Origin of the sequence: Pseudomonas sp. R25(2017) (assembly GCF_002112565.1) — a bacterium.
Classification (GTDB): Bacteria; Pseudomonadota; Gammaproteobacteria; order Pseudomonadales; family Pseudomonadaceae; genus Aquipseudomonas; species Aquipseudomonas ekonensis.
This window is the reverse complement of sequence record NZ_NEHZ01000011.1, coordinates 1-26,953: the sequence shown is the minus strand read 5'-3', so window position 1 is coordinate 26,953 and position 26,953 is coordinate 1. Positions and strand designations below refer to the sequence as shown.

25 protein-coding genes and 1 pseudogene are annotated in these 26,953 nt (G+C 66.3%); 9 read left to right on the top strand and 17 right to left on the bottom strand.

The features are described from left to right. Positions 1-300 precede the first annotated feature (300 nt). Positions 301-1,155, bottom strand: a complete 855-nt coding sequence (locus CAG31_RS15625; RefSeq protein ID WP_085582634.1) for a MaoC/PaaZ C-terminal domain-containing protein — start codon at positions 1,153-1,155, stop codon at positions 301-303. Positions 1,156-1,157: 2 nt separating this feature from the next. After that, positions 1,158-2,510, bottom strand: a complete 1,353-nt coding sequence (locus CAG31_RS15620; RefSeq protein ID WP_085582632.1) for a 3-oxoacyl-ACP reductase — start codon at positions 2,508-2,510, stop codon at positions 1,158-1,160. Positions 2,511-2,746: 236 nt separating this feature from the next. Between CAG31_RS15620 and CAG31_RS15615 the strand changes: the two genes are divergently transcribed. Beyond that, positions 2,747-4,024, top strand: coding sequence for an acetyl-CoA C-acetyltransferase (locus CAG31_RS15615; RefSeq protein ID WP_085582630.1), 1,278 nt, complete (start codon positions 2,747-2,749; stop codon positions 4,022-4,024). Between the two features lie 75 nt (positions 4,025-4,099). Here CAG31_RS15615 and CAG31_RS29025 read toward each other — a convergent pair whose 3' ends face one another. Together CAG31_RS29025 and CAG31_RS29020 are read right to left on the bottom strand one after the other, a co-directional pair. Further along, a complete protein-coding gene (locus CAG31_RS29025) occupies positions 4,100-4,828 on the bottom strand; it encodes a methyl-accepting chemotaxis protein (RefSeq protein ID WP_371856110.1) in 729 nt (242 codons plus the stop codon). A gap of 129 nt (positions 4,829-4,957) precedes the next feature. Further along, positions 4,958-6,046, bottom strand: a pseudogene (locus CAG31_RS29020) (cache domain-containing protein); the annotation flags it as partial. 410 nt (positions 6,047-6,456) lie between these two features. On the opposite strand from CAG31_RS29020, the gene CAG31_RS15605 reads away from it, so the two are divergent. Continuing rightward, positions 6,457-7,353 (top strand): PA4780 family RIO1-like protein kinase, encoded by an 897-nt coding sequence (locus CAG31_RS15605; RefSeq protein ID WP_085582626.1) that lies wholly within the window; start codon positions 6,457-6,459, stop codon positions 7,351-7,353. A 289-nt stretch (positions 7,354-7,642) separates the two neighbouring features. Here the strand turns inward: CAG31_RS15605 and cueR are convergent, their stop codons facing one another. The 3 genes from cueR to CAG31_RS15590 form a co-directional block, all read right to left on the bottom strand. Then, positions 7,643-8,056: a Cu(I)-responsive transcriptional regulator gene (gene cueR / locus CAG31_RS15600; RefSeq protein ID WP_085582624.1), complete on the bottom strand. Its 414-nt coding sequence runs from the start codon at positions 8,054-8,056 to the stop codon at positions 7,643-7,645. Beyond that, on the bottom strand, positions 8,053-10,446 hold the full coding sequence (locus CAG31_RS15595) for a heavy metal translocating P-type ATPase (protein ID WP_085582622.1): 2,394 nt from the start codon (positions 10,444-10,446) through the stop codon (positions 8,053-8,055). The genes cueR and CAG31_RS15595 overlap by 4 nt, the downstream gene beginning before the upstream one ends. A gap of 225 nt (positions 10,447-10,671) precedes the next feature. Continuing rightward, entirely contained in the window at positions 10,672-11,055 is a 384-nt protein-coding gene (locus CAG31_RS15590; RefSeq protein WP_085582620.1) for a hypothetical protein, read from the bottom strand. A gap of 150 nt (positions 11,056-11,205) precedes the next feature. Here CAG31_RS15590 and CAG31_RS15585 point away from each other — a divergent pair, with 150 nt between their 5' ends. Both CAG31_RS15585 and CAG31_RS15580 read left to right on the top strand, forming a co-directional pair. Next, entirely contained in the window at positions 11,206-11,403 is a 198-nt protein-coding gene (locus CAG31_RS15585; RefSeq protein WP_085582618.1) for a heavy-metal-associated domain-containing protein, read from the top strand. 104 nt (positions 11,404-11,507) lie between these two features. After that, positions 11,508-12,710 (top strand): multidrug effflux MFS transporter, encoded by a 1,203-nt coding sequence (locus CAG31_RS15580; RefSeq protein ID WP_085582616.1) that lies wholly within the window; start codon positions 11,508-11,510, stop codon positions 12,708-12,710. Positions 12,711-12,720: 10 nt separating this feature from the next. Here CAG31_RS15580 and CAG31_RS28450 read toward each other — a convergent pair whose 3' ends face one another. From CAG31_RS28450 to CAG31_RS15570, 3 genes are all read right to left on the bottom strand, one after another. Beyond that, positions 12,721-12,894, bottom strand: a complete 174-nt coding sequence (locus tag CAG31_RS28450; RefSeq protein WP_170929978.1) for a hypothetical protein — start codon at positions 12,892-12,894, stop codon at positions 12,721-12,723. Between the two features lie 137 nt (positions 12,895-13,031). Continuing rightward, on the bottom strand, positions 13,032-14,045 hold the full coding sequence (locus CAG31_RS15575) for a zinc-binding alcohol dehydrogenase family protein (RefSeq protein WP_085582614.1): 1,014 nt from the start codon (positions 14,043-14,045) through the stop codon (positions 13,032-13,034). A gap of 27 nt (positions 14,046-14,072) precedes the next feature. Beyond that, positions 14,073-14,366 (bottom strand): putative quinol monooxygenase, encoded by a 294-nt coding sequence (locus tag CAG31_RS15570; protein ID WP_085582959.1) that lies wholly within the window; start codon positions 14,364-14,366, stop codon positions 14,073-14,075. A gap of 117 nt (positions 14,367-14,483) precedes the next feature. On the opposite strand from CAG31_RS15570, the gene CAG31_RS15565 reads away from it, so the two are divergent. Both CAG31_RS15565 and CAG31_RS15560 read left to right on the top strand, forming a co-directional pair. Beyond that, entirely contained in the window at positions 14,484-15,413 is a 930-nt protein-coding gene (locus CAG31_RS15565) for a LysR family transcriptional regulator (protein WP_085582612.1), read from the top strand. A 225-nt stretch (positions 15,414-15,638) separates the two neighbouring features. Continuing rightward, entirely contained in the window at positions 15,639-16,370 is a 732-nt protein-coding gene (locus tag CAG31_RS15560) for a helix-turn-helix transcriptional regulator (RefSeq protein WP_085582610.1), read from the top strand. A 111-nt stretch (positions 16,371-16,481) separates the two neighbouring features. On the opposite strand, the gene CAG31_RS15555 is transcribed toward CAG31_RS15560, so the two are convergent. The 4 genes from CAG31_RS15555 to CAG31_RS15540 all read right to left on the bottom strand — a co-directional run bounded on the left by CAG31_RS15555 (position 16,482) and on the right by CAG31_RS15540 (position 20,302). Next, on the bottom strand, positions 16,482-17,435 hold the full coding sequence (locus tag CAG31_RS15555; protein WP_085582608.1) for an adenosine deaminase: 954 nt from the start codon (positions 17,433-17,435) through the stop codon (positions 16,482-16,484). Positions 17,436-17,625: 190 nt separating this feature from the next. After that, positions 17,626-18,984, bottom strand: coding sequence for an 8-oxoguanine deaminase (locus CAG31_RS15550; protein ID WP_085582606.1), 1,359 nt, complete (start codon positions 18,982-18,984; stop codon positions 17,626-17,628). A 258-nt stretch (positions 18,985-19,242) separates the two neighbouring features. Beyond that, on the bottom strand, positions 19,243-19,926 hold the full coding sequence (locus CAG31_RS15545) for an SDR family oxidoreductase (RefSeq protein ID WP_085582604.1): 684 nt from the start codon (positions 19,924-19,926) through the stop codon (positions 19,243-19,245). 19 nt (positions 19,927-19,945) lie between these two features. Beyond that, the gene (locus CAG31_RS15540; protein ID WP_085582957.1) at positions 19,946-20,302 is read right to left on the bottom strand and encodes a MerR family transcriptional regulator; all 357 of its coding nucleotides are present in this window, start codon (positions 20,300-20,302) and stop codon (positions 19,946-19,948) included. 83 nt (positions 20,303-20,385) lie between these two features. Here CAG31_RS15540 and CAG31_RS15535 point away from each other — a divergent pair, with 83 nt between their 5' ends. Then, complete coding sequence (locus CAG31_RS15535) at positions 20,386-20,835, top strand: hypothetical protein (RefSeq protein WP_085582954.1); 450 nt, start codon at positions 20,386-20,388, stop codon at positions 20,833-20,835. Between the two features lie 430 nt (positions 20,836-21,265). Here CAG31_RS15535 and CAG31_RS15530 read toward each other — a convergent pair whose 3' ends face one another. The 3 genes from CAG31_RS15530 to CAG31_RS15520 all read right to left on the bottom strand — a co-directional run bounded on the left by CAG31_RS15530 (position 21,266) and on the right by CAG31_RS15520 (position 23,560). Next, the gene (locus CAG31_RS15530; protein WP_085582602.1) at positions 21,266-21,847 is read right to left on the bottom strand and encodes a YigZ family protein; all 582 of its coding nucleotides are present in this window, start codon (positions 21,845-21,847) and stop codon (positions 21,266-21,268) included. Positions 21,848-21,854: 7 nt separating this feature from the next. Then, complete coding sequence (locus CAG31_RS15525) at positions 21,855-22,505, bottom strand: TetR/AcrR family transcriptional regulator (RefSeq protein ID WP_085582601.1); 651 nt, start codon at positions 22,503-22,505, stop codon at positions 21,855-21,857. A 134-nt stretch (positions 22,506-22,639) separates the two neighbouring features. After that, on the bottom strand, positions 22,640-23,560 hold the full coding sequence (locus tag CAG31_RS15520) for a LysR family transcriptional regulator (protein WP_085582599.1): 921 nt from the start codon (positions 23,558-23,560) through the stop codon (positions 22,640-22,642). A 138-nt stretch (positions 23,561-23,698) separates the two neighbouring features. Here CAG31_RS15520 and CAG31_RS15515 point away from each other — a divergent pair, with 138 nt between their 5' ends. Further along, positions 23,699-25,048: an aspartate aminotransferase family protein gene (locus tag CAG31_RS15515; RefSeq protein WP_085582597.1), complete on the top strand. Its 1,350-nt coding sequence runs from the start codon at positions 23,699-23,701 to the stop codon at positions 25,046-25,048. Between the two features lie 75 nt (positions 25,049-25,123). Further along, on the top strand, positions 25,124-26,617 hold the full coding sequence (locus CAG31_RS15510) for a CoA-acylating methylmalonate-semialdehyde dehydrogenase (RefSeq protein ID WP_085582595.1): 1,494 nt from the start codon (positions 25,124-25,126) through the stop codon (positions 26,615-26,617). Positions 26,618-26,953: the final 336 nt, after the last annotated feature.

Here is a 26,953-nt window from a genome sequence, read left to right as displayed (position 1 = left end):
CTGTCGCCGGCGATGCCTTCGTCCGTTGTGGTCATCTCAATCGAGCGGTTGGATCCACGCCATTCTCAAGTTGGTATTAACGCCTTCCTGCAAGGGGCGGCGGATGCTGCCTAAGGACTAATCCTGTGGTGATAGGTGCGCCGAAAAAAGCCTTGCAAATCAATGGCGGCGTTTGGCGCGGCAGGGGCGGGCGGTGCGGAAAAACTTAAGTGATATACACACAATTTCCAGGTCGCCCCACCGCCCTCGGCGAGGGAGCGTGCTCCCGCCCGGTGGCTCAGCCGCCGGCCGGAACCCCGCTCAAGCGACCGGTCGCCAGTCGCCCACCATGTGCTCCAGTCCAGCGGCTCCGGTCAGGCGCAATTCGCCGCTGGAACCGGCGGCGCTGGCCAGCAGCGTCACCTCGCTGGGCAAGCGCACCGGTTTGCGAAAGTGCACGGTCACCTCCAGGTTGGCCTTGGGCAGCCGGTCGGCCAGCGCGGCGAGGGTGCGGGCCTTGTTCCACAGGCCGTGGGCGATGGCGCTGGGGAAGCCGAACAGCTTCGCGCTGGGGCCGCTCAGGTGGATCGGGTTGCAGTCGCCGGACACCTTGGCGTATCGCCGGCCGATGTCCGCCGGAGCGTTCCACTGCGCCACTTCCGTCAGGGGCAGCGACGGTTCCCACGACGAGGCCTGCGGCTCGCCCTCAAGCTTCACGCCGCGGCACAGCATCCGGCTTTCGGCTTCCCACAGCGGCCCGAGCTGATCGTCGAGGGTGGTCAGCAGATCGAAGGTCGCGCCTTTGGGATGGGGTTGCAGGTTGCGCACCTGCACGCCCACCAGCGCCCGGCTGACCCCGCCCATCGGCCGCAGCACGCGGAGCCGGTTGCTCAGGTGGATCAGCCCCAGCAAAGGGAACGGAAACGCCTTGTCCGTCAGCAGGCGCATCTGCAGGGCGAACGCCAGAATGTGCGGATAGGTCGGCGGCAGCAGGCCGTCGTCGGCGAAGCCGCAGACGGTGCGGTAGGCCGCCAGCCGCCGGCCATCGACGTCCACCCAGCAGCGCAGGCCCAGGTCGGGCAGGGTGGTGCCGGTGATTTTGCGGCGGGTCGCGGCCCGCAGGTAAAGGCCGGGCAAGCCCGGTTCGCGCTCCAGTGTCTGCCAGTCGTTGCTCATGCCTAGGCCCCCAACACGCTTTGTCCGCAGACCCGCAAGGCCTGCCCGGTGAATGCCCCGGTGCCCGGCTGCGCCAGCCACGCCACCGCCTCGGCGACGTCCTGGGGCAGGCCGCCCTGGCCCAGGGAACTCATGCGCCGGCCGGCCTCGCGCAGGCCGAACGGAATGTGCGCGGTCATCTGGGTCTCGATGAAGCCGGGCGCCACGGCGTTGATGCTGATGCCCCGTGCCTGCAGCGTCGGCGCCCAGGCCTGGGCCAGCCCGATCAGCCCGGCCTTGCTCGCCGCGTAGTTGGTTTGCCCGCGGTTGCCGGCGATGCCGCTGATCGAGGCCAGCAGGATGATCCGTGCGTGGTCGTGCAGGGCGCCGCTGTCGAGCAGGGCCTGGGTCAGTGTCTGAGGGGCGTTGAGGTTGACCGCCAGCACCGCGTCCCAGAAGTCCGGCGTCATGTTGGCCAGGGTCTTGTCGCGGGTGATGCCGGCGTTGTGCACGAGGATGTCGAGGCCGTCGGGCAACTGTTCGGTCAGTTGCGCGGCGGCGTCCTCGGCGCAGATGTCGAGGGTGACGGCGCGCCCGCCCAGCCGTGCGGCGAGGGCCTCCAGGTCGCTTTTGGCCGGCGGCACGTCGAGCAGGATCACGTCGGCGCCGTCGCGGGCCAGGGTTTCGGCGATGGACGCGCCGATGCCCCGTGCCGCGCCGGTCACCAGCGCCTTGCGCCCGGCCAGGGGGCGTGTCCAGTCGCTGACCTGGGTGCTGCAGGCCTGGAGGCGGATGACCTGCCCGGACACGAAGGCGCTCTTGGGCGACAGGAAAAACCGCAGTGGGCCTTCCAGTTGGTCCTCGGCGCCGTCGCCGACGTAGATCAGCTGCAGGGTGCCGCCGCTGCGCAGCTCCTTGGCCAGCGAACGGGAGAACCCTTCGAGCGCCCGTTGCGCGCTGGCGGCGAACGGATCGTCCAGCGACTCCGGCGCGCGGCCCAGGATCACCAGGTGGGCGCAGCGGTCGAGGCTCTTCACCAGCGGCTGGAAGAATTCGCGCAGGCGCTTGAGCTGATCGGTGCGTTGCAGGTCGCTGGCGTCGAACACCACGGCCTTGAGTTTCGGGCCCGCGCCGGGAATCCACTCGGTGAGGGAGGCCGGTTCGTCGCCGTAGCGGTAGATGGCGTCGGTCAGGCGGTTGGCGAAGGCGCTGACGCGGGCGGCCAACGGCCCGCCGCCGATCAGCAGCGCGCCCTCCACCGGCCGCAGGCGCCCGGCCTGCCAGCGCTCCAGCCGCACCGGCGACGGCAGGCCCAGGGCGCCGACCAGGCGGTGGCCGAGGGGCGAGTTGGCGAAGTCGATATAGCGGTCAGACATGGAACGCTCTCCGGAAAAAGATGCTCAGAGTGTGGACTGCCCAAGGCAAACAATCGTTCGGTCCGTGCAATAGGGCCTACGCTTGAACACTGAGGTTTAGCAGGTCTTGCGCAGAAATGCGGATCGGGCAGGCGCAACCGTCCTGCTCGGCGGCGGATCTGGCGCCTCAGGGTTTGGATCAAGACAGCCATGCCCCAGGAACTTGCTTAGGTGTGCCATCCAACAAGGAGCTTTTCATGACTCAGCTGCGCCGCGTCGCGATCATCGGCGGCAACCGGATACCGTTCGCCCGCTCCAACGGGCCCTACGCCACCGCCAGCAACCAGGCGATGCTCACCGCCGCGCTCGAAGGCCTGATCGAACGCTACGGCCTGCACGGCCTGCGCCTGGGCGAAGTGGCGGCGGGGGCGGTGCTGAAGCTGTCGCGGGACATGAACCTGACCCGCGAATGCGTGCTCGGCTCGCGGCTGTCGCCGGCCACGCCCGCCTACGACATCCAGCAGGCCTGCGGCACCGGCCTTGAGGCGGCGCTGCTGGTGGCCAACAAGATCGCCCTCGGCCAGATCGAGTGCGGCGTGGCCGGCGGCGTCGACACCACGTCGGACGCCCCCATCAGCGTCAGCGAAGGCCTGCGCAAGATCCTGCTGCAAGCCAACCGGGCCAAGACCACGGGCGACAAGCTCAAGACTTTTCTGCAATTGCGTCCCCGGCACTTGATCCCGGAGTTTCCGCGCAACGGCGAGCCGCGCACCGGCCTTTCGATGGGCCAACACTGCGAGCTGATGGCGCAGACCTGGAACATCTCCCGCGAAGACCAGGACCGGCTGGCGCTGGACAGCCACCACAAACTGGCGGCGTCCTACAGCGAAGGCTGGCACAACGACCTGACCACGCCGTTTTTGGGCCTCACCCGCGACAACAACCTGCGCCCGGACCTGACCCTGGAAAAACTCGCGACCCTCAAGCCTGCCTTCGAGAAGAGCGCCAAGGGCACGCTGACCGCCGGCAACTCCACGCCGCTGACCGATGGCGCCTCGGTGGTGCTGCTGGGCAGCGAGGAGTGGGCGCAGGCGCGGGGGCTGCCGGTGCTGGCGTACCTGCGGGACGGCGAAGCGGCGGCGGTGGATTTCGTCAACGGCGCCGAGGGGCTGCTGATGGCGCCGGTCTACGCGGTGCCGCGTCTGCTGGCGCGCAACGGCCTGACCCTGCAGGATTTCGACTACTACGAGATCCACGAAGCGTTCGCCGCCCAGGTGCTGTGCACCTTGAAGGCCTGGGAGGATGCGGACTACTGCAAGACCCGTCTGGGGCTCGACGCGCCGCTGGGCGCCATCGACCGCAGCCGGCTGAACGTCAAGGGCAGTTCGCTGGCGGCCGGGCATCCGTTCGCCGCGACCGGCGGGCGGATCGTGGCCAACCTGGCCAAGCTGCTGGACGCGGCGGGCCAGGGGCGCGGCCTGATCTCGATCTGTGCGGCGGGCGGGCAGGGCGTCACTGCCATCCTCGAACGCTGAGGGACTGTCGGCGGCCTCTCGGCCGCCATCGCCAGCCTGCTGGCGATGGCGCCAGTGAAGGCGCCGCAGAAAACGTCAGGTGCGGAAGCGTCTGACCAACCCGTCCAGCTCGTTCGACAGCCCCGCCAGGCTCTGGGAGTCCAGCCGCGCCGAGTTCGCCAGTTCCGCCACCAGTTGCGCATCGCCATGGATCTGGCTGATGTGGCGGTTGATGTCTTCGGCCACCTGGTGCTGCTCTTCGGCGGCCGTGGCGATCTGGGTGTTCATGTCGCGGATCACGTCCACCGATTCGCGGATCTGGCCGAAGCTTTCCCGCGCTTCGCCGATGCGCGCCACCGACTGCTGCGACACGTCGAGGCTGGCGCGCATCTGCTGGGTGACTTCGCTGGTGCGGCGGGCGAGGTTGCCCAACAGCCCGTCGATTTCCGCCGTCGAGTCCGCCGTGCGCTTGGCCAGCGCCCGCACCTCATCGGCCACCACCGCGAAGCCGCGGCCCTGCTCGCCGGCCCGGGCCGCCTCGATGGCGGCGTTGAGCGCCAGCAGGTTGGTCTGTTCGGCGATGGAGCGGATGGTGCCGAGGATCGACTGGATGTCGTTGCTGTCGCGCTCCAGCTGCTGCATCGACTGGGCCGACTGCTCCAGCTCCTGGCTCAACTGGTCGACGCTGTTCACCGCCGCGTCGATCTGCTGCTGGCCGTGGCGCGCCTGGCGCTGGCCGCTGTCGGCGGACTCGGCGGCCTGGCTGCACGAGCGGGCGACTTCGTTGGCGGTGGCGACCATTTCGTGGAACGCCGTGGACACCATGTCCACCGCTTCGCGCTGGCGCCCGGCGGCTTCGGCCATGTCGCCGGAGACCCGGGTGGAGCTCTGCGAGGTGGCGAGGATTTTCCCCGCCGCACCGCCGATGTGCTGGATCAGGCTGCGGATCGCGGTGAGGAACTGGTTGAACCAGTTGGCCAGTTGCGCGGTTTCGTCGCTGCCGCGGATGTCGAGGTTCTTGGTCAGGTCGCCTTCGCCCTGGGCGATGCCTTCCAGGCCGCTGGCCACGCTGCGGATCGGCCGCACGATCAGGCTGGCGAAACTGGCGCCGACCACCGCGAACACCACCGCCAGCACCGCGGCGATGATTGCGATCAGCCAGGTCAGCTGGGTGGCGGAACTCATCACGTCGCTGCGCTTGATCAGGCCGACGAATGTCCAGCCCAGTTGCTCCGACGGCCAGACGTTGGCCATGTAGCGTTCGCCGTCCAGCTCGACTTCCACCAGTCCCTTGCCGGCCTTGGCCAGTTGCGCATAGCCGTCGCCGAGGCTGTCGAGGGCCTTGAAGTTGTGTTCCGGGCGCTTCGGATCCACCAGCACCGTGCCGCTGTTCTCCAGCAGCATCAGGTAGCCGGTTTCGCCGAGCTTGATCTGTTTGACGATCTCGGTGAGCTGCTTGAGCGTCACGTCGATGCTGACCACGCCGCCGTTGGCGCCCAGCTTGTTGTCGATGGTGCGCACGGTGCTGACGTAGGTCGCGTCGTCCTGCGCCCAGTAGTAGGCGGCGGTGCGCAGCGGCTTGCCCGGCTTGGCCTGGGCGGCCTTGTACCAGGGGCGCTGGCGCGGGTCGTAGTTGTTCAGCTTGGGGTCGTCGGGCCACGACACGTAGCCGCCGGCCGCCGTGCCGACGATGGCATAGGCGTAGGCCGGGTGGCTGTTGCCCAGGTCCTGCAGGAAGGCGAACACCTTTTTGTCCATCTCGCCCTGGGGGACGCTCTCGGCGTTGGCGCTCATGTAGGTCTTGAGGCTGTCGTCGGTGTTCTTGATCAGCGGTTGCGTCGCCAGGTAGTCGACGTTCTGGCTGATGCCGTCGAAGAACAGCTGCATGGCGTTGCTGACCTGGCGGATCTCGCGTCCGCTGCCGTCGACGAATTCGTCCCGGGCATCGCTGCGCAGGTTCAGTACCACCAGGGTGGCGACCAGCACCACCGGCAAGCAGGCGATGATCGCAAACGCCCAAGTCAACTTCTGTTTGATGTTCATCCGCGCTCCAGATTTTCTTGTTAGCCCACGCAGTGCAGATGACTCGCGGTTATTGGCAGCCGAAAAACGTTGTGCAGCGTCCGGATCCTTCGGGGCGGCTTCGTTCTTTTTCGGGGAACGATTGTCGGACAAAATCCTCTGTCTCTGAGGACTTCGGCTGGCGGAGAGGGAAGTTGAGGGCCGCGCGGAAAAATCCTTCGGGCGGCGGCTCCCTGTGTCAGATTCTGTCGCAAATGCCTTCGGGATCCGCCGATAACAGTCCGCTCAGGCTCGGCTATGATTCGCCACGTTCCGGCACAGTGTGTGCATCGCAGGTTCACAGGTCGGCAACCCCTCCCCGTGACGCGAGGATTGCCGTATAACGAGTGACATTCGCGTGTTTGGTTATAAAGGACCCACAATAAAAGCTGATGAAGACTCCAAAACGCATTGAACCCCTGATCGAAGACGGTCTGGTCGACGAAGTGCTGCGCCCGCTCATGAGCGGTAAAGAAGCAGCTGTTTATGTGGTGCGCTGCGGCAATCAGTTACGTTGCGCCAAGGTCTACAAGGAGGCGAACAAACGCAGTTTCCGTCAGGCGGCCGAGTACCAGGAAGGCCGCAAGGTGCGCAACAGCCGGCAGGCCCGGGCGATGGCCAAGGGCTCGAAGTTCGGGCGCAAGGAGGCCGAGGACGCCTGGCAGAACGCCGAGGTCGCGGCGCTGTTCCGCCTGGCCAACGCCGGCGTGCGGGTGCCCAAGCCGTACGACTTCCTGGAGGGCGTGCTGCTGATGGAACTGGTGGCCGACGAGCACGGCGACGCGGCCCCGCGGCTCAACGACGTGGTGCTGGAGCCGGACCAGGCCCGCGAGTACCACGCGTTCCTGATCTCGCAGATCGTGCTGATGCTGTGTGCCGGGCTGGTGCACGGCGACCTGTCGGAGTTCAACGTGCTGCTGGCGCCGAGCGGGCCGGTCATCATCGACCTGCCGCAGGCGGTGGACGCGGCGGGCAACAACCACGCCTTCAGCATGCTGGAGCGGGACGTCGGCAACATGGCGTCGTACTTCGGCCGGTTCGCCCCGGAGCTGAAGAAGACCCGCTACGCCAAGGAAATGTGGGCGCTCTACGAGGCCGGCACCTTGCATCCGGGCAGCGTGTTGACCGGTGAGTTCGCCGACTCCGAAGAGCTGGCGGATGTCGGTGGGGTGATGCGCGAGATCGAAGCCGCCCGCCGCGAGGAGGAACGCCGCCGGGCCCTGCGTGAAGCGGAGGATGCGCCCCCGGGCAAGTCCGACGAGCCGCCGACGCCGCCGTGGATGCAATGAGCGAGTGACTCCGGACACTGAAATCCTGCTGGCGATAGCTGCCAGACAGCCAACCGAGATTTGGCTGTGCCGGCCCTGTCGCTTGCAGTCAATCTCCCGCAATGGTTTGGGATGAGCGCCGATCCTGAGTGGATTCGCAGTACCTGTGGGAGCTGGCTTGCCAGCGATAGCGGCCTGACAGCCTCCCTCAATGTTGAATGTTCTGGCCCCATCGCTGGCAAGCCAGCTCCCACAGTGATTGGCGTGAATCACGATGCCAGTGTGGGAGCCAGCCTGCTGGCGATGGATCTCAAGCGCGGACCGGCTGCGCGCAGCACCCCGAGGCCAGTTCCTTGAGGATCGGGCAGTCCGGGCGGTGATCGCCGTGACAGTGCTCCACCAGGTCCTGCAGGGTGTCGCGCAGTTCGCCCAGTTCGCGGATTTTCTGGTTCAGCTCGTCGATGTGCTGGCGGGCCAGGGCCTTCACGTCGGCGCTGGCGCGCTGGCGGTCTTGCCATAGGGTCAGCAGCTTGCCGACCTCCTCCAGGGAAAAGCCCAGGTCGCGCGAGCGCTTGATGAACGCCAGGGTGTGCAGGTCGCCGTCGCCGTAGATCCGATAGCCGCTGTCGGTGCGGTGGGCCGCCTGGAGCAGGCCGATCGACTCGTAGTAGCGGATCATCTTCGCGCTCAGGCCACTGTGGCGGGCCGCTTGGCCGATGTTCATCGGTTGTCCTCCGGATCCTCGGGTTGCCAGGTCTTCAACAGTAGCGCATTGCTCACCACGCTGACGCTGGACAGCGCCATCGCCGCACCGGCCAGCACCGGGTTGAGCAGGCCGAACGCCGCCAGCGGGATGCCGATCAGGTTGTAGACGAAGGCCCAGAACAGGTTCTGGCGGATCTTGGCGTAGGTCTTGCGGCTGATCTGCAGGGCCGCCGGCACCAGGCGCGGGTCGCCGCGCATCAGGGTGATGCCGGCCGCATGCATGGCCACGTCGGTGCCGCCGCCCATGGCGATGCCGATGTCCGCGGCGGCCAGGGCCGGGGCGTCGTTGATGCCGTCGCCGACCATCGCCACCACGCCGGATTTCTTCAGCTCGGCGACCGTGGCGGCCTTGTCCGCCGGCAGCACTTCGGCGTGCACGCTGTCGATGCCCAGTGCCTCGGCGACCGCCCGGGCGCTGCCGCGGTTGTCGCCGGTCAGCAGGTGGCTGTGGATGCCTTCTGCGGCCAGGCGCTGCACGGCGGGCAGGGCGCCGGGCTTGAGGGTGTCGCCGAAGGCGAACAGGCCGAGCACGCGCGGTTCGGGGCCTTGCTCGATCAGCCACGACAGGGTGCGGCCTTCGGCCTCCCAGGCGCTGGCGGCGTCGGCCAGCGTGCCGGCGCCCAGTCCGCTTTCCTCCAGCAGCCGGCGGTTGCCCAGGGCCAGGCGCCGCCCGTCGAGGTGGCCGGCGATGCCGCGGCCGGTCAGGGACTGGCTGTCGCTGACGTCCGGCACGCTCAGCCGGCGTTCGGCGCAGGCGTCCAGCACCGCTTTGGCCAACGGGTGTTCGCTGCCGCGCTGCAAGGCGCCGGCCTGTTTCAGCAGGGTGTCTTCGTCGCCGTCCCGTGCGCTGAAGTGGGCGATGCGCGGGGTGCCGGATGTCAGGGTGCCGGTCTTGTCGAAGACTACGGCGTTGACCTCATGGGCGCGCTCCAGCGCCTCGGCGTCCTTGATCAGGATCCCGTGGCGCGCCGCCACGCCGGTGCCGGCCATGATCGCGGTGGGCGTGGCCAGGCCGAGGGCGCACGGGCAGGCGATCACCAGCACGGCGACGGCGTTGATCAGCGCCGTCTCCAGCGGTGCGCCGTACAGCCACCAGCCGACCAGTGTGGCCAGCGCCAGCACCAGCACGGTGGGCACGAACACTTGGCTGACTTTATCCACCAGTTTCTGGATCGGCGCCTTGGCCGCCTGGGCGTCCTCCACCAGCCGGATGATGCGGGCCAGCACACTTTCGGCACCGAGCGCGGTGGTGCGCACCAGCAAGCGGCCTTCGCCGTTGATGGCGCCGCCGGTGACCGTGTCCCCCGGCCGCTTGGGCACCGGCAGGCTTTCGCCGCTGATCAGCGCTTCGTCGGCATGGCTCTGGCCTTCGAGCACTTCGCCGTCCACCGGGAAACGTTCGCCGGGTTTGACCAGCACGATGTCGTCAAGGCGCAAGGCGCTGATGGCCACGTCCTGTTCGCGGCCTTCGACGACCTGGACGGCACGCTCGGGCCGCAGCGCCTCCAGCGCACGGATGGCGCTGGCGGTCTGGCGCTTGGCGCGGCTTTCCAGGTATTTGCCCAGCAACACCAGGGCGATCACCACCGCCGACGCTTCGAAGTACAGGTGCGGCATGCGCCCGGCGGCGGTGGCCCATTCGTACACGCTCAGGCCATAACCGGCGCTGGTGCCCAGGGCCACCAGCAAGTCCATGTTGCCGGCCCCGGCGCGGACGGCTTTCCAGGCCGCCTTGTAGAACCGTGCGCCGAAGATGAACTGCACCGGCGTGGCGAGGGCGAACTGCGCCCAGGCCGGCAGCATCCAGTGCACGCCGAACGGTTGCAGCAGCATCGGCAGCACCAGCGGCAAGGCCAGGGCGATGGCGCAGAACAGCGCCCAGCGCTCATGGTTCAGGCGTTGTTCTTGGGTGTCGGCGCCGGGCTGCTCAAGCTCGAAGACGCTGGCCGAATAGCCGGCCTTGCTCACGGCGGCGATCAGGCGCTGCGGGTCGACGGCGCCGAGCAGCTCCAGGTGGGCCCGTTCGTTGGCGAGGTTGACGCTGACGTGCTTCACCCCGGCGACTTTGGCCAAGGCGCGTTCGACCCGGCCGACGCAGGAGGCGCAGGTCATGCCGTCGATGCTCAGTTCCAGCGTCTGCTGCGGCACGCTGTAGCCGGCGTGCGCCACGGCGTCGATCAGCGCCGGCAGACTGTCGCCGGGCGCCTGCACGCGGGCCTGCTCGGTGGCGAGGTTGACGCTCACGGCGCTGGCGCCGCTGACCTTGCTCAAGGCCCGCTCGACCCGACCGGCGCAGCTGGCGCAGGTCATGCCCGCGATGGGCAGGTCGAAGGTGATGGATTCGGACATCGGTCGTACTCCCTGTAGTGGATGCCTACAAGGATCAACCTTGCCATGCGGGCAAGGTCAAGCGCCAATCGCCAGGTTGTCGCAGGGGAGGGCGGTGCACTTGGGGGGCCTATCGCCAGCAGGCTGGCTCCCACAAGTGTTCCGCGGTGTCAGGCGAGATTCCCTGTGGGAGCCAGCCTGCTGGCGATGGCGCCCGTCTAGACACCGCAAAGCAGGAACTGAGGCTCAGTAGCCCAGCCCGGTGCGCTTGAGGTACATGCCGTCGCGGGTCATGGCGATCCGGTATTTCTGCACGTCGCCGGCCTTGAGCGTGATGTCCTGGGAACCCGGCGCCAGCATGCCCGGATTGCAGCCCGGCATTTGCCCCGGCAGCAGTTTCAGGCGCAGCGACACGGTGCCCGGCGGCAGGTTGAACGAGGTGCTCTGTTCCTGGAACAGCCGCGCCGACAGTTGATCCTGGATGTAGATGCCGATCTCGCAGGGGGTCGAGACTTCCAGGCGCTCGCGGGAAATGATCAGCACCCCGTAATCCTCGGCGGCGGCGTGCGCCGAAGGGATCGCGGCAAAGAGACTGAGGAAGCCAAACAGGCTGAAAACTGACCAGCGCATGGCTGAATCTCCTGAAATCGAGTCATTGATGCACGCAGCTTGGCCGACTGAAGCGTCGATTGCCAGCCCGGCAGTTGTTCGCAGAACTTGACCTTGCCATGGTGGCAAGCCTGAGACTGCCGGCAACCTCACTCGAAAAGGAGTCGTTCCATGCAAGTGTTCACGGTAGAAGGCATGTCCTGCGGTCACTGCGTCCGGGCCATCACCCAGGCGGTGCAGAGCAAGGATCCCGCCGCCAGCGTGCGGGTCGATCTGGCGGCCAGGGAAGTGGGTGTCGAGAGTGCGCTGAGCGCCGAACAAGTGATCGCCGCCATCAGCGAGGAAGGCTACGCCGTCAAGGTCGCCTGACCGGTTCGATAGATAGCGAGCTACCGGACTGTCCGAGGCGTCCCGGCGCGGCTAGACTGTCGGGCTTGTCCCATGCCCGACACCTTGCCCGACCTGGATGCCTGATGAACCTGCGTACAATTCTGATTCTCGGCGCCTTGAGCGCCTTCGGCCCGCTGGCGATCGACTTCTATCTGCCGGCCTTCCCGTCCATGGCGCAGGCGTTCGGCACCGATGAGAAACACGTTCAGCTGACGTTGGCGGCGTATTTCCTCGGGCTGTCTTTCGGCCAGTTGCTGTACGGCCCGGTGGCTGACCGTTTCGGCCGGCGCATTCCGCTGCTCACCGGCATCGGCCTGTTCACCGTCGCCTCCCTGGCGTGCGCCTATGCGCCGAGCCTGGAGTGGCTGATCGGCGCGCGGTTCGTGCAGGCGCTCGGCGGCTGCGCGGGGATGGTGATCTCCCGGGCGGTGGTCAGCGACAAGTGCGACGCGGTGGGCGCGGCCAAGGTCTTTTCGCAACTGATGCTGGTGATGGGGCTGGCGCCGATCCTGGCGCCGATGCTCGGCGGCCTGCTGGTCAACACCACGGGATGGCAGTCGATCTTCCTGGCGCTGACCGGCTTCAGCGCGCTGGCCGGAGTGGCGGTGGCGCTGGGCCTGCCGGAAAGTCTGCCGGCCCATGTGCCGCGTCAACCGTTGTCCGGCGCGCTGCGCCAGTACGGACGGCTGATCAAGGATCCGATCTATCTCGGCCATGCCCTGACCGGCGGCATCGCCATCGCCGGGATGTTTTCCTACATCGCCGGTTCACCGTTCGTGCTGATCAAACTCTACGGCGTCCCGGCCGAGCATTTCGGCTGGTTCTTCGGCGCCAACGCGGCGGGGTTCATTCTGGTGGCGCAGGTCAATGCGCGGCTGCTGGCCAAGCGCGGCCCGGCGTTCCTGCTGGCGCGTGCGGTCTGGGTGTACCTGACGGCCGGGCTGACGCTGCTGGCGGTCAGTGCGCTGCATACCGCTGCGCTGTGGCCGCTGCTGATTCCGCTGTTCATCTGCATCGCCAGCCTGGGCTGCATCCTGCCGAATGCGTCGGCCTGTGCGATGAACGGCCAGGGCGCCCGGGCCGGCAGCGCGTCGGCGATGCTCGGTTTCCTGCAGTTCAGCGTGGCGTCCGGGGCGGCGGCGCTGGTCGGCGTGCTGCACGACGGCAGCGCGATGCCGATGGCCATGGTCATCAGCCTGTGCGGACTGCTGGTGGTGAGCGCGGCGGTGTTCACCCGTCGCTTGCACAATGCCCGTGCGCTGGCGCTGGCGCAGGCCGAGGCCTGAGGCGCTTGGGTCAGCCGGCGGCGCGTTGCTGGCCGGGGTCGGGGATCCGGTGGGGCGCGTGAAGGCGCGCTTCGAGGGTGCGGGTGAAGGCCAAGGCTTCGGCCTCGCTGCGGAAGGTCACGGCGTGCTGGTCAAGACGGACTTGCCACTGGGACTTTGCCACTTCTTTTATCAGGATCTTCATTGCTGACCTCCCGTACGTAAAAGATTGCATCGCAGAGGTCTCGATTGTAGACCCGAATGCGATCGCATTTGTGACAAGGGTCAATTCTCGGACTGACGGTGCCGCCCGCCGTCGGACGGCACCGTTACCCCTGCGGATCAGAAGCCTTCCAGTACGATCTTGCCCTTGGCCTTGCCGCTTTCCAGCAGCGCGTGGGCGCGGCGCAGGTTGGCGGCGGTGATGCGGCCGAAGTGCTCGCCGACCGTGGTCTTCAGGGTGCCGTCGTCAATCAGCCCGGCCACCCGGTTGAGCAGCTTGTGCTGTTCGAGCATGTCGGCGGTCTCGAACAGCGAGCGGGTGTACATGAACTCCCAGTGCAGCGACAGGCTCTTGCGCTTGAGCTTGGTCACGTCCAGCGACTTGGGGTCATCGATCAGCGCCAGTTTGCCTTGCGGCGCCAGGGCCTCGACCAGTTGGTCCAGATGCTGGTCGGTCTGGGTCAGGCTGGCGACATGGGTCACGTGGCCGATGCCGGCGCGTTTGAGTGCTTCGCTCAGCGGCTGGCTGTGGTCGATCACGTGGTCGGCGCCCAGTGCGCTCACCCAGTCGCGGGTCTGCGGGCGGGAAGCGGTGCCGATCACCGTCAGGCCGGTCAGGCGGCTGGCCAGTTGGGTCAGGATCGAGCCGACGCCGCCGGCCGCGCCGACGATCAGCAGGCTCTGGCCTTCGTCTTGCGCGCCTTCGCGGATCTGCAGGCGTTCGAACAGCAGTTCCCAGGCGGTGATGGCCGTCAGCGGCAGGGCGGCGGCTTCGGCAAACCCCAGGGACTTGGGCATGTGGCCGACGATCCGCTCATCCACCACATGCAGCTCGCTGTTGCCCCCGGTCCGGGCGATGGAGCCGGCGTAGAACACCTTGTCGCCGGCCTTGAACAGCGTCACCTCGCTGCCGACCGCCTTGACCGTGCCGGCCACGTCCCAGCCCAGCACTTTCGCCGCGCCGCCTTCCGGCGCCACGTTCTGGCGGATCTTGGTGTCCACCGGGTTGACCGAGATGGCTTTGACTTCCACCAGCAGGTCGCGGGGGCCGGGGACCGGTTCCGGCAGTTCGATGTCTTGCAGGGATTTCTCGTCGCTGATCGGCAGGGACGCGTAATAGGCGATGGCTTTCATGAGGGACTCCGGGAAAAGGGAAAGGGATCAGGCGATGGCGCGCAGGCGCTTGAGTTCGAAGTGTTCGAGGAACTCGCCGGCCTGCGCCCGGAAATGCTGGATGTGGGCGCTGGCGTCGTGGGCCTGGAGGGCTTCGTCGCTGGCCCAGCGTTCGATCATGTAGAAGGCCAGCGGGTTGGCCAGGTCCTGGTGCAGGTCGTACTGGCTGCAGCCGGCCTCGGCACGGGTCGGTGCGATGAGGGCGCGCAGGTGCTGTTCGAGGGCCTCTTGCCGGCCGGGTTTGGCGATCAGGGTGGCGATGGCGGTGAAGGGTTGGGACATGTTCGGCTCCGCAAGCGTGATGTGTTCGATGGGGTGGATCATTGGCTATTTCGGTGCGCGATAAAACCGGCTAAAAGAACAGTCTCTTTCAATGGTTTTTTGATAATCGAGGTCGGGATGCTGCGTTTCGATGACTTGCAGCTGTTTGTGCGGGCTGCGGACCTGGGCAGCCTGTCGGCGGCGGCCCGGGTGATGGACATGTCCGCCGCAGTGGCCAGCGCGGCGCTCAAGCGCATCGAACGTCAGTTGGGCGCGCGTCTGCTGGCGCGCTCCACCCGCAGCCTGCGCCTGACCGCCGAGGGCGAAGGGTTTCTCGAATACGCCCGGGCGGCGCTGGGCAGCCTGGATGAAGGCCGGCGTTTGCTGGCCAGCGGGCAGGATCAGGTCAGCGGTGTCTTGCAGCTGTCCGCGCCCTCGGACTTCGGTCGCAACCTGCTGTTGCCGTGGCTCGACGAGTTCCAGCGCGAACACCCCAGGCTCACCGTGCGCCTGTTGCTGGGCGACCGCATCGCCGACCTGTTCCGGCAACCGGTGGACATCGCCCTGCGCTACGGTGAGCCGGAAGACTCCAGCCTGGTGGCGCTGCCCGTCGCGCCCGACAACCGCCGCGTGCTGTGCGCAGCGCCGGCCTACCTGAAACGGTGCGGGGAGCCGCGCCAGCTGGAGCAGTTGGCGCAGCACAATTGCCTGCTGTACATGCTCGGCGGCCGGGTCCACGACCACTGGACCTTTCACGACGGCAAGCGCGAGGTCGGGTTGACCGTCAGCGGCGACCGCTTCAGCGACGATGCCGACGTGGTGCGCCTGTGGGCGGTGGCGGGGGCGGGCATCGCCTACAAGTCCTGGCTGGATGTAGCGGCGGATGTCGAGGCCGGGCGCCTGCGGGTGCTGCTGCCTGAGCTGCTGTGTGAGCGGGCTCCGCTGAATCTGCTGTGCGCCCATCGCGCTCAGTTGAGTAAGCCGGTGAACCTTTTGCGGGCGATGCTCGCCAGCCGATGCGCGGAAGTGGGTAGCCGGTTTCCCGCTTTGCGCGCGGTTGATCATTAGTCGCATGCAAATAGAGAAATTTCCCTCAGGATCAATCACCACTCAAGCCCGTCCCGGCGCGGGACGCGGCGACCATCGCGCTTATACTAGCGCTCGCCTCGTGCCTGCCCGGGCGTTTGCGCGAGCGGTCCGCTGCACGGCCGCCGGCGCGCCTTGGCCGTCGGTCCTTGACCGGTCAAGATGCCCGCGGGCAGTAGTCGAATCGATTCAACAGGGAGTGAATACATGGAACATGCACCTTGCATCAGCCAGATCGCCGCGTTGCTGGCCGATCCCAAGCGCAGCGCGATGATGTGGGCGCTGATGGACGGTTCGGCCCGGCAGACCGAGGAACTGGCCCTGCTGGCAGGGCTGTCGCCGTCTTCGGCCAGCGCGCACCTGACGCGGTTGTCCTCCGGTGGTCTGTTGAAGGTCGAAAACCGTGGGCGCAAGCGCTTTTTCCGCTTGGCGGCGCCGGAGGTCGGGGCCGCGATCGAGGCACTGGCCAGCGCCTCGATCGCCAGCGCCCCCCGGGACATTCCGCCAGCGCTCACCCGCACCGCACCGATCCTGCGGCCGCGACCGGCCCCGTCGCCGCTGCTGCGCGCGCGCTTTTGCGATGACCACCTGGGCGGCACGCTGGCCGCCGATCTTTACCAGAGCCTGCTCGATGCCGGCTGGATCGAGCAGCTTGAGCAACGGGTCGCGGTCACCCACAAGGGGGCCACGCAACTGGCGGCCCGGGGCGTGTTCATCCAGGCCCTGGCCCATCGCAACGTGCAGGTGGCCTGCGCCTGTCCGGACTGGAGCGAACGCCGTCCGCACATGGGCGGCTCGCTCGGCGCGGCGTTGCTCCAGCTGTTCATGCAATCGGGCTGGCTGATGCTGCTCAACGAGTCCCGGGCGCTGCAGCTGACGGCGGCGGGGCAGCGGGAAATCCATCGGTTTGTCCGCGAGCCCGAGCTGGAGATGGCGTAGCGGCGATGCGGGTGCGGGAGCCCGAATGCCGGCGATGGCGGATGTCCAGTCAACGGAGAGGTTGAATGCCATGGCCCCATCGCCGGCAGGCGGGCTTGCGCAGTTTCGGCGTCAGGGTTTTACCAACCGTGCGTCCAGGCTGTTCTGCGCCAGGCGTTTGGCCTGGTCCTGGGTCATGCCCAGGTGGGTGTGCAGCGCGTGGAAGTTCTCGGTGACGTAACCGCCGAAGTACGCCGGGTCGTCCGAGTTCACCGTCACCTTCACTCCGCGTTCGAGCATGTCGAGGATGTTGTGCTGGGACATGTGGTCGAACACGCACAGTTTGGTGTTCGACAACGGGCACACGGTCAGCGGGATCTGCTCGTCGATGATCCGCTGCATCAGGCGCTCGTCTTCGATGGCGCGCACGCCGTGGTCGATGCGCTGGATCTTCAGCAGGTCGATGGCCTCCCAGATGTACTCCGGCGGGCCTTCCTCGCCGGCGTGGGCGACGGTCAGGAAGCCTTCGCTGCGGGCGCGGTCGAACACCCGCCGGAACTTGCTCGGCGGATGGCCCATCTCGGAGCTGTCCAGGCCCACGGCCACGAACGCATCGCGAAACGGCAGCGCCTGGTCGAGGGTCTTCTGCGCTTCGTCTTCGCTCAGGTGGCGCAGGAAGCTCAGGATCAGGCCGCTGGTGATGCCCAATTGCTGCTCGCCGTCCTTCAGGGCGGCGGCGATGCCGTTGAGCACGGTCTCGAACGGGATGCCCCGGTCGGTGTGGGTCTGCGGGTCGAAGAACGGTTCGGTGTGGATCACGTTCTGTGCCTTGCAGCGCAGCAGGTAGGCCCAAGTCAGGTCATAGAAGTCCTGGGAGGTGCGCAGCACATCGGCGCCCTGGTAGTACAGGTCGAGGAATTCCTGCAGGTTGTTGAAGGCGTAGGCCTTGCGCAGGGTGTCGACGTCGCTCCACGGCAGGGCGATCTTGTTGCGTTCGGCCAGGGCGAACAGCAGCTCGGGCTCCAGCGAGCCTTCGAGGTGCAGGTGCAGCTCCGCCTTGGGCAGGGCATTCAGCCAGTCGTACATGGTCTTTTCTCATCAGGTGCGGTTGGCGGGCATTCTACAGATGTGCGCCGCAACAGATGGCAAAACCTGACCGGGCGATCATCGCACTGCTCGGACAAAAACGCTGGGCGCCAGCCAGCTGGCGATGGCGTCGGTCGAGGCACCGCAAGGCAGGAGCAATACCGTCGCTCCCACCCTGGATGCCCGAGGATCAGGCGCCGGCGATCAGTTGCCGGGCCGCCTGGCTGTGGTCGGCGATCAGGCCCTTGAGGTCCAGCCCTTCGACCTGGCCGTCGATGACCCGCCACTGGCCGCCGACCATCACCCGGTCGGCCCGGTCCGCGCCGCACAGCAGCAGCGCCGACACCGGGTCGTGGCTGCCGGAGAACCGCAGTTCATCGAGCTTGAACAGCGCCAGGTCGGCCTGCTTGCCCACCGCCAGCTCGCCGATGTCGGTGCGCCCCAGAAGGCTCGCCGAGCCTTTGGTCGCCCAGCCCAGCACCCGTTCCGGGGTGATCTTTTCGGCGCCGTAGCGCAGGCGCTGGATATACAGGGCCTGGCGTGCTTCGAGGATCATGTTCGACGCGTCGTTGGACGCCGAACCGTCCACGCCCAGGCCCAGCGGCGCGCCGGCGGCGGTCAGTTCGATGCTTGGGCAGATGCCGGACGCCAGGCGCATGTTCGAGCTCGGGCAATGGCAGATGCCGGTGCCGGCGGCGCCGAGGCGGGCGATTTCGTCGGGGTTGAAGTGGATGCCGTGGGCCAGCCAGGTGCGCGGGCCGAGCCAGCCGACGCTGTCCAGGTAGTCCACGGTGCGCAGGCCGAACCGTTGCAGGCAGAAGTCTTCCTCGTCGAGGGTTTCGGCCAGGTGGGTGTGCAGGCGCACGTCGAGCTTGTCGGCGAGTTCGGCGCTGGCCGACATGATTTGCGGGGTCACCGAAAACGGCGAGCACGGCGCCAGGGCGATCTGGATCTGCGCACCGTCGCCGCGCTCGTGGTACTCGCGGATCAGGCGCTGGCTGTCGTCCAGAATCACTTGGCCTTCTTGTACGGTCTGCTGCGGCGGCAGGCCGCCGTCCTTCTCGCCCAGGCTCATCGAGCCCCGGGTGAGCATCGCCCGCATGCCCAGCTCGCGCACGCTCTGCACCTGCACGTCGATGGCGTTCTCCAGGCCGTCCGGGAACAGGTAATGGTGATCGGCGGCGGTGGTGCAGCCCGACAGCAGCAGTTCGGCCAGGGCGACCTTGGTGGCCAGCGCGAGCTTCTCCGGCGTCAGGCGCGCCCACACCGGGTACAGGGTCTTCAGCCACGGGAACAGCGGCTGGTTGACCACCGGCGCCCAGGCGCGGGTCAGGGTCTGGTAGAAGTGGTGATGGGTGTTGATCAGGCCCGGCAGGATGACGTGCTCACGGGCGTCGAACACTTGATCGCACGGCGCGGACGGTCGCTGGCCGGCGGCGAGCGTTTCGGCGATCAGGCCGTCCTGCAGCACCAGGCCGCCACGGGCGTCGAGGTGGTTGGCGGTGAAGATCGCGAGGGGATTCTGTAGCCAGATACGGGTCGCAGGCATGGTGGCCGGCTCCTCTGAAAGTAGGGTTCAGGGTTGCCAGCTCAGTGTTGCCCTGTCTGCTGATCCAGGGTCGCCGCGGGGGCGAGGTGCGCAGTGTCGGGCAAAACCGTGCCGCGGGCAAGCCGCTTCCGACCGGACAGCCGCCGCAAATGCGCTGCCCTCACTGACGCCATCGCCAGCAGGCTGGCTCCCCCAGGAAGCTTGGGGTGAATGCAGAATCTGCGGCCACCCAAAAGCCCTGTGGGAGCGGGCAGGGGATCACCAGGGAATGGTCTCGCCCTTGTAGTTGACGAAATGATGCCCGCCCTTGCCGGCGAACGCATTCACCTGATCCACCAGGCCGCGGGTGCTGGTGTCCACGTCGATGTCGGCGCCTTCGCCGCCCATGTCGGTCTTCACCCAGCCCGGATGCAGCGACAGCACGGTGAGCTGCTGCTCGCCCAACTGGGTGACGAAGCTGTTGGTCATCGAATTGAGCGCTGCCTTGCTGGCCTTGTAGAGGGCCAGTTCCGGCGCGTCGGGCATGGTCACGCTGCCCAGCACCGAACTCATGAACGCCAGCACACCGCTGCCGTCGCGGATCTGCCCGACGAAGCGCTGGGCCAGGTTGATCGGTGCCACGGCGTTGGTGAAGAACAGCTGGCCGACCTCCGCCAGCGTCGCGCCGCCGGGCGTCTGCACCTCGGGGCCCTTGACCCCGGCGTTGACGAACAGCAGATCGAAGGTCTCGCCCTTGAGCTGCTGGCTGAGGGCGATCACGGCTTGCTGGTCGTCCATGTCGAGTTTCTCGATGCGCACCTTGCCCAGCGCTTGCAGCGCCTGGGCCTTCTGCGGATCGCGGACGGTCGCGGTGACTTGCCAGCCGTCGGCCAGCAGGGTTTTCACCAGGCCCAGGCCCAGGCCTCGGGAGGCGCCGATGATCAGTGCGGTTTTTGCGGACATGAAGGGCTTCCTTGAATGTTCAGGCTCGTGGGTTCAGCGGGCACGCCTGGCCGAGCCGCTGCTGCAGCTCGGCGCGCAGGGCGCCCAGTTCGTTGATGCGGGTTTCGATCAATTGCAGCTTGTCGCGCAGCAGTTGCGCGACGGCGCTGTCCGGGTCGGGCGCCTGCCACAGCGCGGCGACGCTGCCGCCGATTTCGTTGAGGGTGAATCCCAGGCGCTGGGCGGTCTTGATGTAGAGCACCAGTTGCACCGTCTCCGGCGGATAGTCGCGGTAGCCGTTGGCCGTGCGCTGTGCGGCGATCAGCCCGCGCTGCTCGTAGAAGCGCAAAGTGTCGCGGCTGACGGCGCTGACCTGGGCTAACTCACCGATGCGCATCTGGGACATCCCGAAAGTGTTTGACCTTGGAGCATACTCCAGGCTTTAGCGTGAGTGCTCCCTGAATGTTCGGAGCATGGACGATGTGGACTTCAACGCAGTATCGCCGCCTGGTGCGCGGCAGTGCCTGGTATGACCTGATCGTGACGGCGGCGTTTGCCACACCGTGGAGTTTTGCCTGGGTGCATGAAGGTTTGACGGTGCTGGGCCGGGCACTGGGTCTGCCCGGAGAGCTGCCGGCGTTTGCCCCGGAGCACTTGCTGATGGCGAACCTGTTGGGCTCAGTGGTGTGCGTATGGGCGGTGCTGCGGATCCGTGATCCGCAACCGCTGTACGGTCGGTACGACGCAGTGGCGAGGTTTCTCTTCGCGACCTGGCAAGCCTACGCCTGGGTGCACGGCGCCAGCGCGTTGTTGCTGGGCTTCCTGCTGTTTGAGCTGGCGTGGGGAATCGCCCAGGTGCTGCCTGTGGATAAAGCGGTTTCCTGGCCATCTGGTCAGAACCACGCTGCGGCAGGGGCCGGCGGCCATTGATGCAGAGCGCTCAACCCCAAAAGGCTGCATGAGCAGACGCCACTTGGCGCCGAGGCCGTTGCTCCGGCACAGGTTTTGCGCGTCGTGGGCTGGTCAAAAAACGATCAAGCCAGTGGGAACCTTGCGGGATCGGCGGCTGCGCCAGCCATGAACGGCTTATCCACAGGTTGCTCCACAGTATTTGTGCGCAAGCGCAAACGCCGGGCATAAGCGCCGCCCGGCTTTCTTCCAAAGGTGATAAACCGAGCTAACTGATTGTTTTAGTGTGGAATTTGCTTTTCGATCGGCAAATTGGGCGAAAAGTGAACAAACCCCGCAAAGCCCCATGACAGAAGGGTTACAGCGGGATGTGCTCAGGTTATCCACAGCCGGGCCCACAGGCGATGTGGGCAACTGTGTGGAATAAGCGGTCAGGGTGCCTCGGCGGGCCTCAGCGCTGGAGCACGATCCGCCCGCGGCTCAAATCGGCCAGTTGCGTTTGCAGTGCCTCGATCTGCGCCGAACCGACGGCCAGTCGCAATTCGACGCCGTTGGCGGTGAAGATTTCCTCTTCCACCAGCCCGCCGAGTTCCGCCACCCGCAGTTTCACCAAGGCCAGTTCGCCGAAGGCGCAGGCGCAGCGCAGCGGCACGCGACTGACCAGCTCGGTTTTCGCCGCTGCCTGCAGGCACTTGTTGGCCCCGCCGCCGTAGGCCCGGGCCAGGCCGCCGGTGCCCAACTGAATGCCACCGTACCAGCGGATCACCAGCACCGCGACCCGGTCGCAGTCCTGGGCCTCGATGGCCGCCAGGATCGGCCGCCCGGCGGTGCCGCCCGGTTCGCCGTCATCGTTGCTGCGGTACTGGTCGCCGAGTTTCCAGGCCCAGCAATTGTGCGAGGCGTTCAGGTCGCTGTGCCGTTCGATGAACGCCTGCGCCTCGGCGGGGCTGTCGATCGGTGCGGCGAAGGTGATGAAACGGCTTTTGCGAATCTCTTCGCGGAATTCGCAAAGGCCGCTGAGGGTGAATGGCATAAGCGTCTTATATAGAAGGAGTGAGGCCGCAGCCCTTGAGGATGATGCGGATCAGGTTGTCGCCGGCGTCTTCCATGTCCTGCTTGGTCAGTTTGCTGCGGCCGGTGACCCGGCAGATCTGTGTGGCGAAGTCGGCGTAATGCTGGGTGCTGCCCCACAGCAGGAAGATCAGGTGCACCGGGTCCACCGGATCTATCTTGCCGGCGTCGATCCAGGCCTGGAACACCGCTGCCCGGCCCTGGAACCAGGCGCGGTAGTCCTGGTTGAAATACTCGGTCAGGCATTCGCCGCCGCTGATCACCTCCATGGCGAAGATCCGCGAGGCCTGCGGCTGACGCCGGGAGAATTCCATCTTGGCGCGGATGTAGCGGGTCAGCGCTTCGGCCGGATCGTCGTCGGCGGTGAGGGTGTTGAAGGTGCTGTCCCACAGTTGGAGGATGTTGCTCAGCACCGCCACGTACAGCCCCAGCTTGTTGGTGAAGTAGTAATGCAGGTTCGCCTTGGGCAACCCGGCCTTGGTGGCGATGGTGTTCATGCTGGTGCCTTTGTACCCGTGACGGGCGAACTCGTCTTCGGCGGCTTTGATGATGGTCTCTTCGTTCTTCTGACGAATGCGGCTGGCGGGCTTGCCGCCATGGGCTGGGACTTCAAGGGTCATAGGCGCTTCCGGGTCGGTTTTGTTGGGGAAACCAGTGGTGTTGATAGCGCACCCGCACGTCCCAGACAAGACCTGGTGCGATAAACCCCGTGCAGGCGCCAGCCTGCTGGCGATGGCGCTGGGGCGCACGGATTTCAGCGCGTGGCCGCCAGGCTGTCGAGAAAACTCTCCAGCACCAGATGCGGCCGCCGTCCCTTGCGCGTGACCGAAGCCAGGCTCAGGTCATAGAAGCGGCTGCCGGCCTTGAGCGCCCGCAAACGTCCCTGCTGCACCCAGAGGCTGGCGTAGTGATCCGGCAGGTAACCGATGTAGCGCCCGGTGAGGATCAGGAACGCCATGCCCTCGCGGTCCGAAGCGCTGGCGGTGCAGTTGAGCGCCTGATAGTGCGCCTGGATCTCAGCCGGCAAGCGGAAGGTCGGGGCGATGGCGTCCTGGCTGTTGAGGCGCTCGTCGTCCAGTTGCTTGTCGTCCGCATAGAACAGCGGATGCCCGACCGCGCAATAGAGCAACGAGCGTTCGCTGTACAGCGGCTGGTACTCCAGCCCCGACAGCGCGCTGGCCTGGGGCACCACGCCGACGTGCAGGCGACCGTCGAGCACGCCTTGCTCGACTTCGTTGGGGGCGATCATGCGGATCTGGATCTGCACGTCCGGCCCGCGCTCCTTCAGTTGTGCCAGGGCATGGGTGATGCGCATGTGGGGCAGGGTGACGAGGTTGTCGGTCAGACCGATGATCAGCTCACCCCGCAAATGCTGGTGCAGGCCGTTGACCTCGGTGCGGAAGGTTTCCAGCGCGCTCAACAGTTGCAGCGCCGACTGATAGACCTCCCGGCCTTCTTCGGTCAGGGAGAACCCGGCGCGCCCGCGTTGGCACAGGCGCAGGCCGAGGCGCTGCTCAAGGTCGCTCATCTGCTGGCTGATCGCCGAGCGGCCGATGCCGAGCACGGTCTCCGCCGCGGAGAACCCGCCGGACTCGACCACGCTGCGGAAGATGCGCAGCAGGCGAATGTCAAAGTCGCTGACCTGGGCTAGCGGATCGGGGCGGCGGCTGCTCATGTTCAAAGGCTCAATGTTTAGCGGTGTTCTAACTGAAGGTTAGAAAAGTTGAATTTCACCGACTTTATCGGCGTGGCAACGTAGCTGCAACAACGACTTTCATCTCCCTGCCGCTTATCGTCCTGCGAGGTTTTGCCCATGAACATGCCTGAAAACGCGTCGTCGCCACTGGCCAGCCAACTGAAGCTGGACGCGCACTGGATGCCGTACACCGCGAACCGCAACTTTCAGCGCGATCCGCGCCTGATCGTCGGCGCCGAGGGCAGTTGGCTGATCGACGACAAGGGCCGCAAGGTGTACGACTCGCTGTCCGGCCTGTGGACCTGCGGCGCCGGGCACACCCGCAAGGAAATCCAGGAAGCGGTCACCAAGCAGCTGGGCACCCTCGACTATTCGCCGGGTTTCCAGTACGGCCACCCACTGTCGTTCCAGCTGGCGGAGAAAATCACCGCGCTGACCCCGGGCAACCTGAACCACGTGTTCTTCACCGACTCCGGCTCCGAGTGCGCCGACACTGCGGTGAAAATGGTGCGCGCCTACTGGCGCCTGAAAGGCCAGCCGACCAAGACCAAAATGATCGGCCGCGCCCGTGGCTACCATGGCGTGAACATCGCCGGCACCAGCCTGGGCGGCGTCAACGGCAACCGCAAGCTGTTCGGTCAGGCGATGATGGACGTCGACCACTTGCCGCATACCCTGCTGGCGAGCAATGCCTTCTCCCGCGGCATGCCGGAGCAGGGCGGCATCGCCCTGGCCGACGAGCTGCTGAAGCTGATCGAACTGCACGACGCCTCCAACATCGCGGCGGTCTTCGTTGAGCCGCTGGCCGGTTCCGCCGGCGTGCTGGTGCCGCCGCAGGGTTACCTCAAGCGTCTGCGCGAAATCTGCGACCAGCACGGCATCCTGTTGGTGTTCGACGAAGTGATCACCGGTTTCGGCCGTACCGGCACCATGTTCGGCGCCACCACGTTCGGCGTGACCCCGGATCTGATGTGCATCGCCAAGCAAGTCACCAACGGCGCCATCCCGATGGGTGCGGTGATCGCGAGCACCGAGATCTACCAGACCTTCATGAACCAGCCGACGCCGGAATATGCGGTGGAATTCCCCCACGGCTACACCTACTCGGCGCACCCAGTGGCCTGTGCCGCCGGCATCGCGGCCCTCGACCTGCTGCAGAAGGAAAACCTGGTGCAGAGCGTGGCCGAAGTCGCGCCGCACTTCGAGAATGCGCTGCACGGCCTGAAGGGTTCGAAGAACGTCATCGACATCCGCAACTACGGCCTGGCCGGCGCGATCCAGATCGCCGCCCGCGACGGCGACGCCATCGTGCGTCCGTTCGAGGCCGGCATGGCGCTGTGGAAAGCCGGGTTCTACGTGCGCTTCGGCGGCGACACCCTGCAGTTCGGCCCAACCTTCAACAGCAAGCCGCAAGACCTCGACCGTCTGTTCGACGCGGTCGGCGACGTGCTGAACAAGCTCGACTGATTCTTCTCTCTATATAGACCTACAAATAGCAGGCACCCGGCCATGGGTGCCTGTGGACAAATTCAGGAGTTCCCGATGAGCGTTATCCCGCATTTGATCAATGGCGAACTGGTGACCGAGAACGGTCGCGCGGTCGATGTGTTCAACCCGTCCACCGGCCAGGCGATCCACAAGCTGCCGCTGGCCAGCCGCGAAACCATCCAGTACGCCATCGACGCGGCCAAGGCAGCATTCCCGGCCTGGCGCAACACGCCGCCGGCCAAGCGCGCCCAGGTCATGTTCCGCTTCAAGCAACTGCTGGAGCAGAACGAATCGCGCATCGCCCAACTGATCAGCGAAGAGCACGGCAAGACCCTGGAAGACGCCGTGGGCGAGCTCAAGCGCGGCATCGAGAACGTCGAGTTCGCCTGTGCCGCCCCGGAAATCCTCAAGGGCGAGTACAGCCGCAACGTCGGCCCGAACATCGACGCCTGGTCCGACTTCCAGCCGCTGGGCGTGGTGGCCGGCATCACGCCGTTCAACTTCCCGGCCATGGTGCCGCTGTGGATGTACCCGCTGGCTATCGTCTGCGGCAACTGCTTCATCCTCAAGCCGTCCGAGCGTGACCCTAGCTCGACCCTGCTGATTGCTCAGTTGCTGCTGGAAGCGGGCCTGCCCAAAGGTGTGCTGAGTGTCGTGCATGGCGACAAAGCGGCCGTGGATGCGCTGATCGAGGCGCCGGAAGTCAAGGCACTGAGCTTCGTGGGTTCGACCCCGATCGCCGAATACATCTATGCCGAAGGCACCAAGCGCGGCAAGCGCGTCCAGGCCTTGGGCGGGGCGAAGAACCACGCGGTGCTGATGCCGGACGCCGACCTGGACAACGCCGTCAGCGCACTGATGGGCGCGGCTTACGGTTCGTGCGGCGAGCGCTGCATGGCGATTTCGGTGGCGGTGTGCGTCGGCGACCAAGTGGCGGATGCCCTGGTGGCCAAACTGGTGCCGCAGATCAAGGCACTGAAGATCGGCGCCGGCACTTCCTGCGGCCTGGACATGGGGCCGCTGGTGACCGGTCAGGCCCGCGACAAGGTCAGCGGTTATGTCGATGACGGCGTGGCGGCGGGGGCGACCCTGGTGGTCGACGGTCGCGGCCTGAGCGTACCGGGGCACGAAGAAGGCTTCTTCCTCGGCGGCTGCCTGTTCGACAACGTCACTCCCGAGATGCGTATCTATAAAGAAGAGATCTTCGGGCCGGTGCTGTGCATTGTCCGGGTGAACAGCCTGGAAGAAGCCATGCAACTGATCAACGATCACGAATACGGCAACGGCACCTGCATCTTCACCCGCGACGGGGAAGCGGCGCGGCTGTTCTGCGACGAGATCGAAGTCGGCATGGTCGGCGTCAACGTGCCGCTGCCGGTGCCGGTGGCCTATCACAGCTTCGGCGGCTGGAAACGTTCGCTGTTCGGCGACCTGCATGCCTACGGCCCGGACGGCGTGCGCTTCTACACCCGCCGCAAGGCGATCACCCAGCGCTGGCCGCAGCGTTCGAGCCATGAAGCCTCGCAGTTCGCGTTCCCTAGCTTGTAAATAGAGGGAAAAGAAGGCCGACCTCGAAGAGGTCGGCCTTCTTGTTTTCGGGGTGCCTTGACCGATATGACAGAAATATGAAAAAGGTGTTGACGGCAGATTTCAGTTCTCTATAATTCGCCCCACTTCCGGCGCAGTCGAAGCGGAAAACTCCTTGAAATTCAACGAGTTATGAAGTTTTCGGCAGCGGGTCGCTTCAGTTCAGCGAAGCCCGGAGGGAGTCGAAGAGGGTGGTGATGTTTGGCCCTTTCGGCGTTTCGATCCTCCCGGTCGAAAGCGGAGAAAAGAGGTGTTGACAGCAGCGTGCAACGCTGTAGAATTCGCCTCCCGCTGACG

Excerpts from the sequence above, each read along its gene's own strand:
- CAG31_RS15625 (WP_085582634.1), bottom strand. The coding sequence starts at position 1,155 with ATGAGCAACGACTGGCAGACACTGGAGCGCGAACCGGGCTTGCCCGGC.
- CAG31_RS15620 (WP_085582632.1), bottom strand. The coding sequence starts at position 2,510 with ATGTCTGACCGCTATATCGACTTCGCCAACTCGCCCCTCGGCCACCGC.
- CAG31_RS15615 (WP_085582630.1), top strand. The coding sequence starts at position 2,747 with ATGACTCAGCTGCGCCGCGTCGCGATCATCGGCGGCAACCGGATACCG.
- CAG31_RS29025 (WP_371856110.1), bottom strand. The coding sequence starts at position 4,828 with ATGGTGTCCACGGCGTTCCACGAAATGGTCGCCACCGCCAACGAAGTC.
- CAG31_RS15605 (WP_085582626.1), top strand. The coding sequence starts at position 6,457 with ATGAAGACTCCAAAACGCATTGAACCCCTGATCGAAGACGGTCTGGTC.
- cueR (WP_085582624.1), bottom strand. The coding sequence starts at position 8,056 with ATGAACATCGGCCAAGCGGCCCGCCACAGTGGCCTGAGCGCGAAGATG.
- CAG31_RS15595 (WP_085582622.1), bottom strand. The coding sequence starts at position 10,446 with ATGTCCGAATCCATCACCTTCGACCTGCCCATCGCGGGCATGACCTGC.
- CAG31_RS15590 (WP_085582620.1), bottom strand. The coding sequence starts at position 11,055 with ATGCGCTGGTCAGTTTTCAGCCTGTTTGGCTTCCTCAGTCTCTTTGCC.
- CAG31_RS15585 (WP_085582618.1), top strand. The coding sequence starts at position 11,206 with ATGCAAGTGTTCACGGTAGAAGGCATGTCCTGCGGTCACTGCGTCCGG.
- CAG31_RS15580 (WP_085582616.1), top strand. The coding sequence starts at position 11,508 with ATGAACCTGCGTACAATTCTGATTCTCGGCGCCTTGAGCGCCTTCGGC.
- CAG31_RS28450 (WP_170929978.1), bottom strand. The coding sequence starts at position 12,894 with ATGAAGATCCTGATAAAAGAAGTGGCAAAGTCCCAGTGGCAAGTCCGT.
- CAG31_RS15575 (WP_085582614.1), bottom strand. The coding sequence starts at position 14,045 with ATGAAAGCCATCGCCTATTACGCGTCCCTGCCGATCAGCGACGAGAAA.
- CAG31_RS15570 (WP_085582959.1), bottom strand. The coding sequence starts at position 14,366 with ATGTCCCAACCCTTCACCGCCATCGCCACCCTGATCGCCAAACCCGGC.
- CAG31_RS15565 (WP_085582612.1), top strand. The coding sequence starts at position 14,484 with ATGCTGCGTTTCGATGACTTGCAGCTGTTTGTGCGGGCTGCGGACCTG.
- CAG31_RS15560 (WP_085582610.1), top strand. The coding sequence starts at position 15,639 with ATGGAACATGCACCTTGCATCAGCCAGATCGCCGCGTTGCTGGCCGAT.
- CAG31_RS15555 (WP_085582608.1), bottom strand. The coding sequence starts at position 17,435 with ATGTACGACTGGCTGAATGCCCTGCCCAAGGCGGAGCTGCACCTGCAC.
- CAG31_RS15550 (WP_085582606.1), bottom strand. The coding sequence starts at position 18,984 with ATGCCTGCGACCCGTATCTGGCTACAGAATCCCCTCGCGATCTTCACC.
- CAG31_RS15545 (WP_085582604.1), bottom strand. The coding sequence starts at position 19,926 with ATGTCCGCAAAAACCGCACTGATCATCGGCGCCTCCCGAGGCCTGGGC.
- CAG31_RS15540 (WP_085582957.1), bottom strand. The coding sequence starts at position 20,302 with ATGCGCATCGGTGAGTTAGCCCAGGTCAGCGCCGTCAGCCGCGACACT.
- CAG31_RS15535 (WP_085582954.1), top strand. The coding sequence starts at position 20,386 with ATGTGGACTTCAACGCAGTATCGCCGCCTGGTGCGCGGCAGTGCCTGG.
- CAG31_RS15530 (WP_085582602.1), bottom strand. The coding sequence starts at position 21,847 with ATGCCATTCACCCTCAGCGGCCTTTGCGAATTCCGCGAAGAGATTCGC.
- CAG31_RS15525 (WP_085582601.1), bottom strand. The coding sequence starts at position 22,505 with ATGACCCTTGAAGTCCCAGCCCATGGCGGCAAGCCCGCCAGCCGCATT.
- CAG31_RS15520 (WP_085582599.1), bottom strand. The coding sequence starts at position 23,560 with ATGAGCAGCCGCCGCCCCGATCCGCTAGCCCAGGTCAGCGACTTTGAC.
- CAG31_RS15515 (WP_085582597.1), top strand. The coding sequence starts at position 23,699 with ATGAACATGCCTGAAAACGCGTCGTCGCCACTGGCCAGCCAACTGAAG.
- CAG31_RS15510 (WP_085582595.1), top strand. The coding sequence starts at position 25,124 with ATGAGCGTTATCCCGCATTTGATCAATGGCGAACTGGTGACCGAGAAC.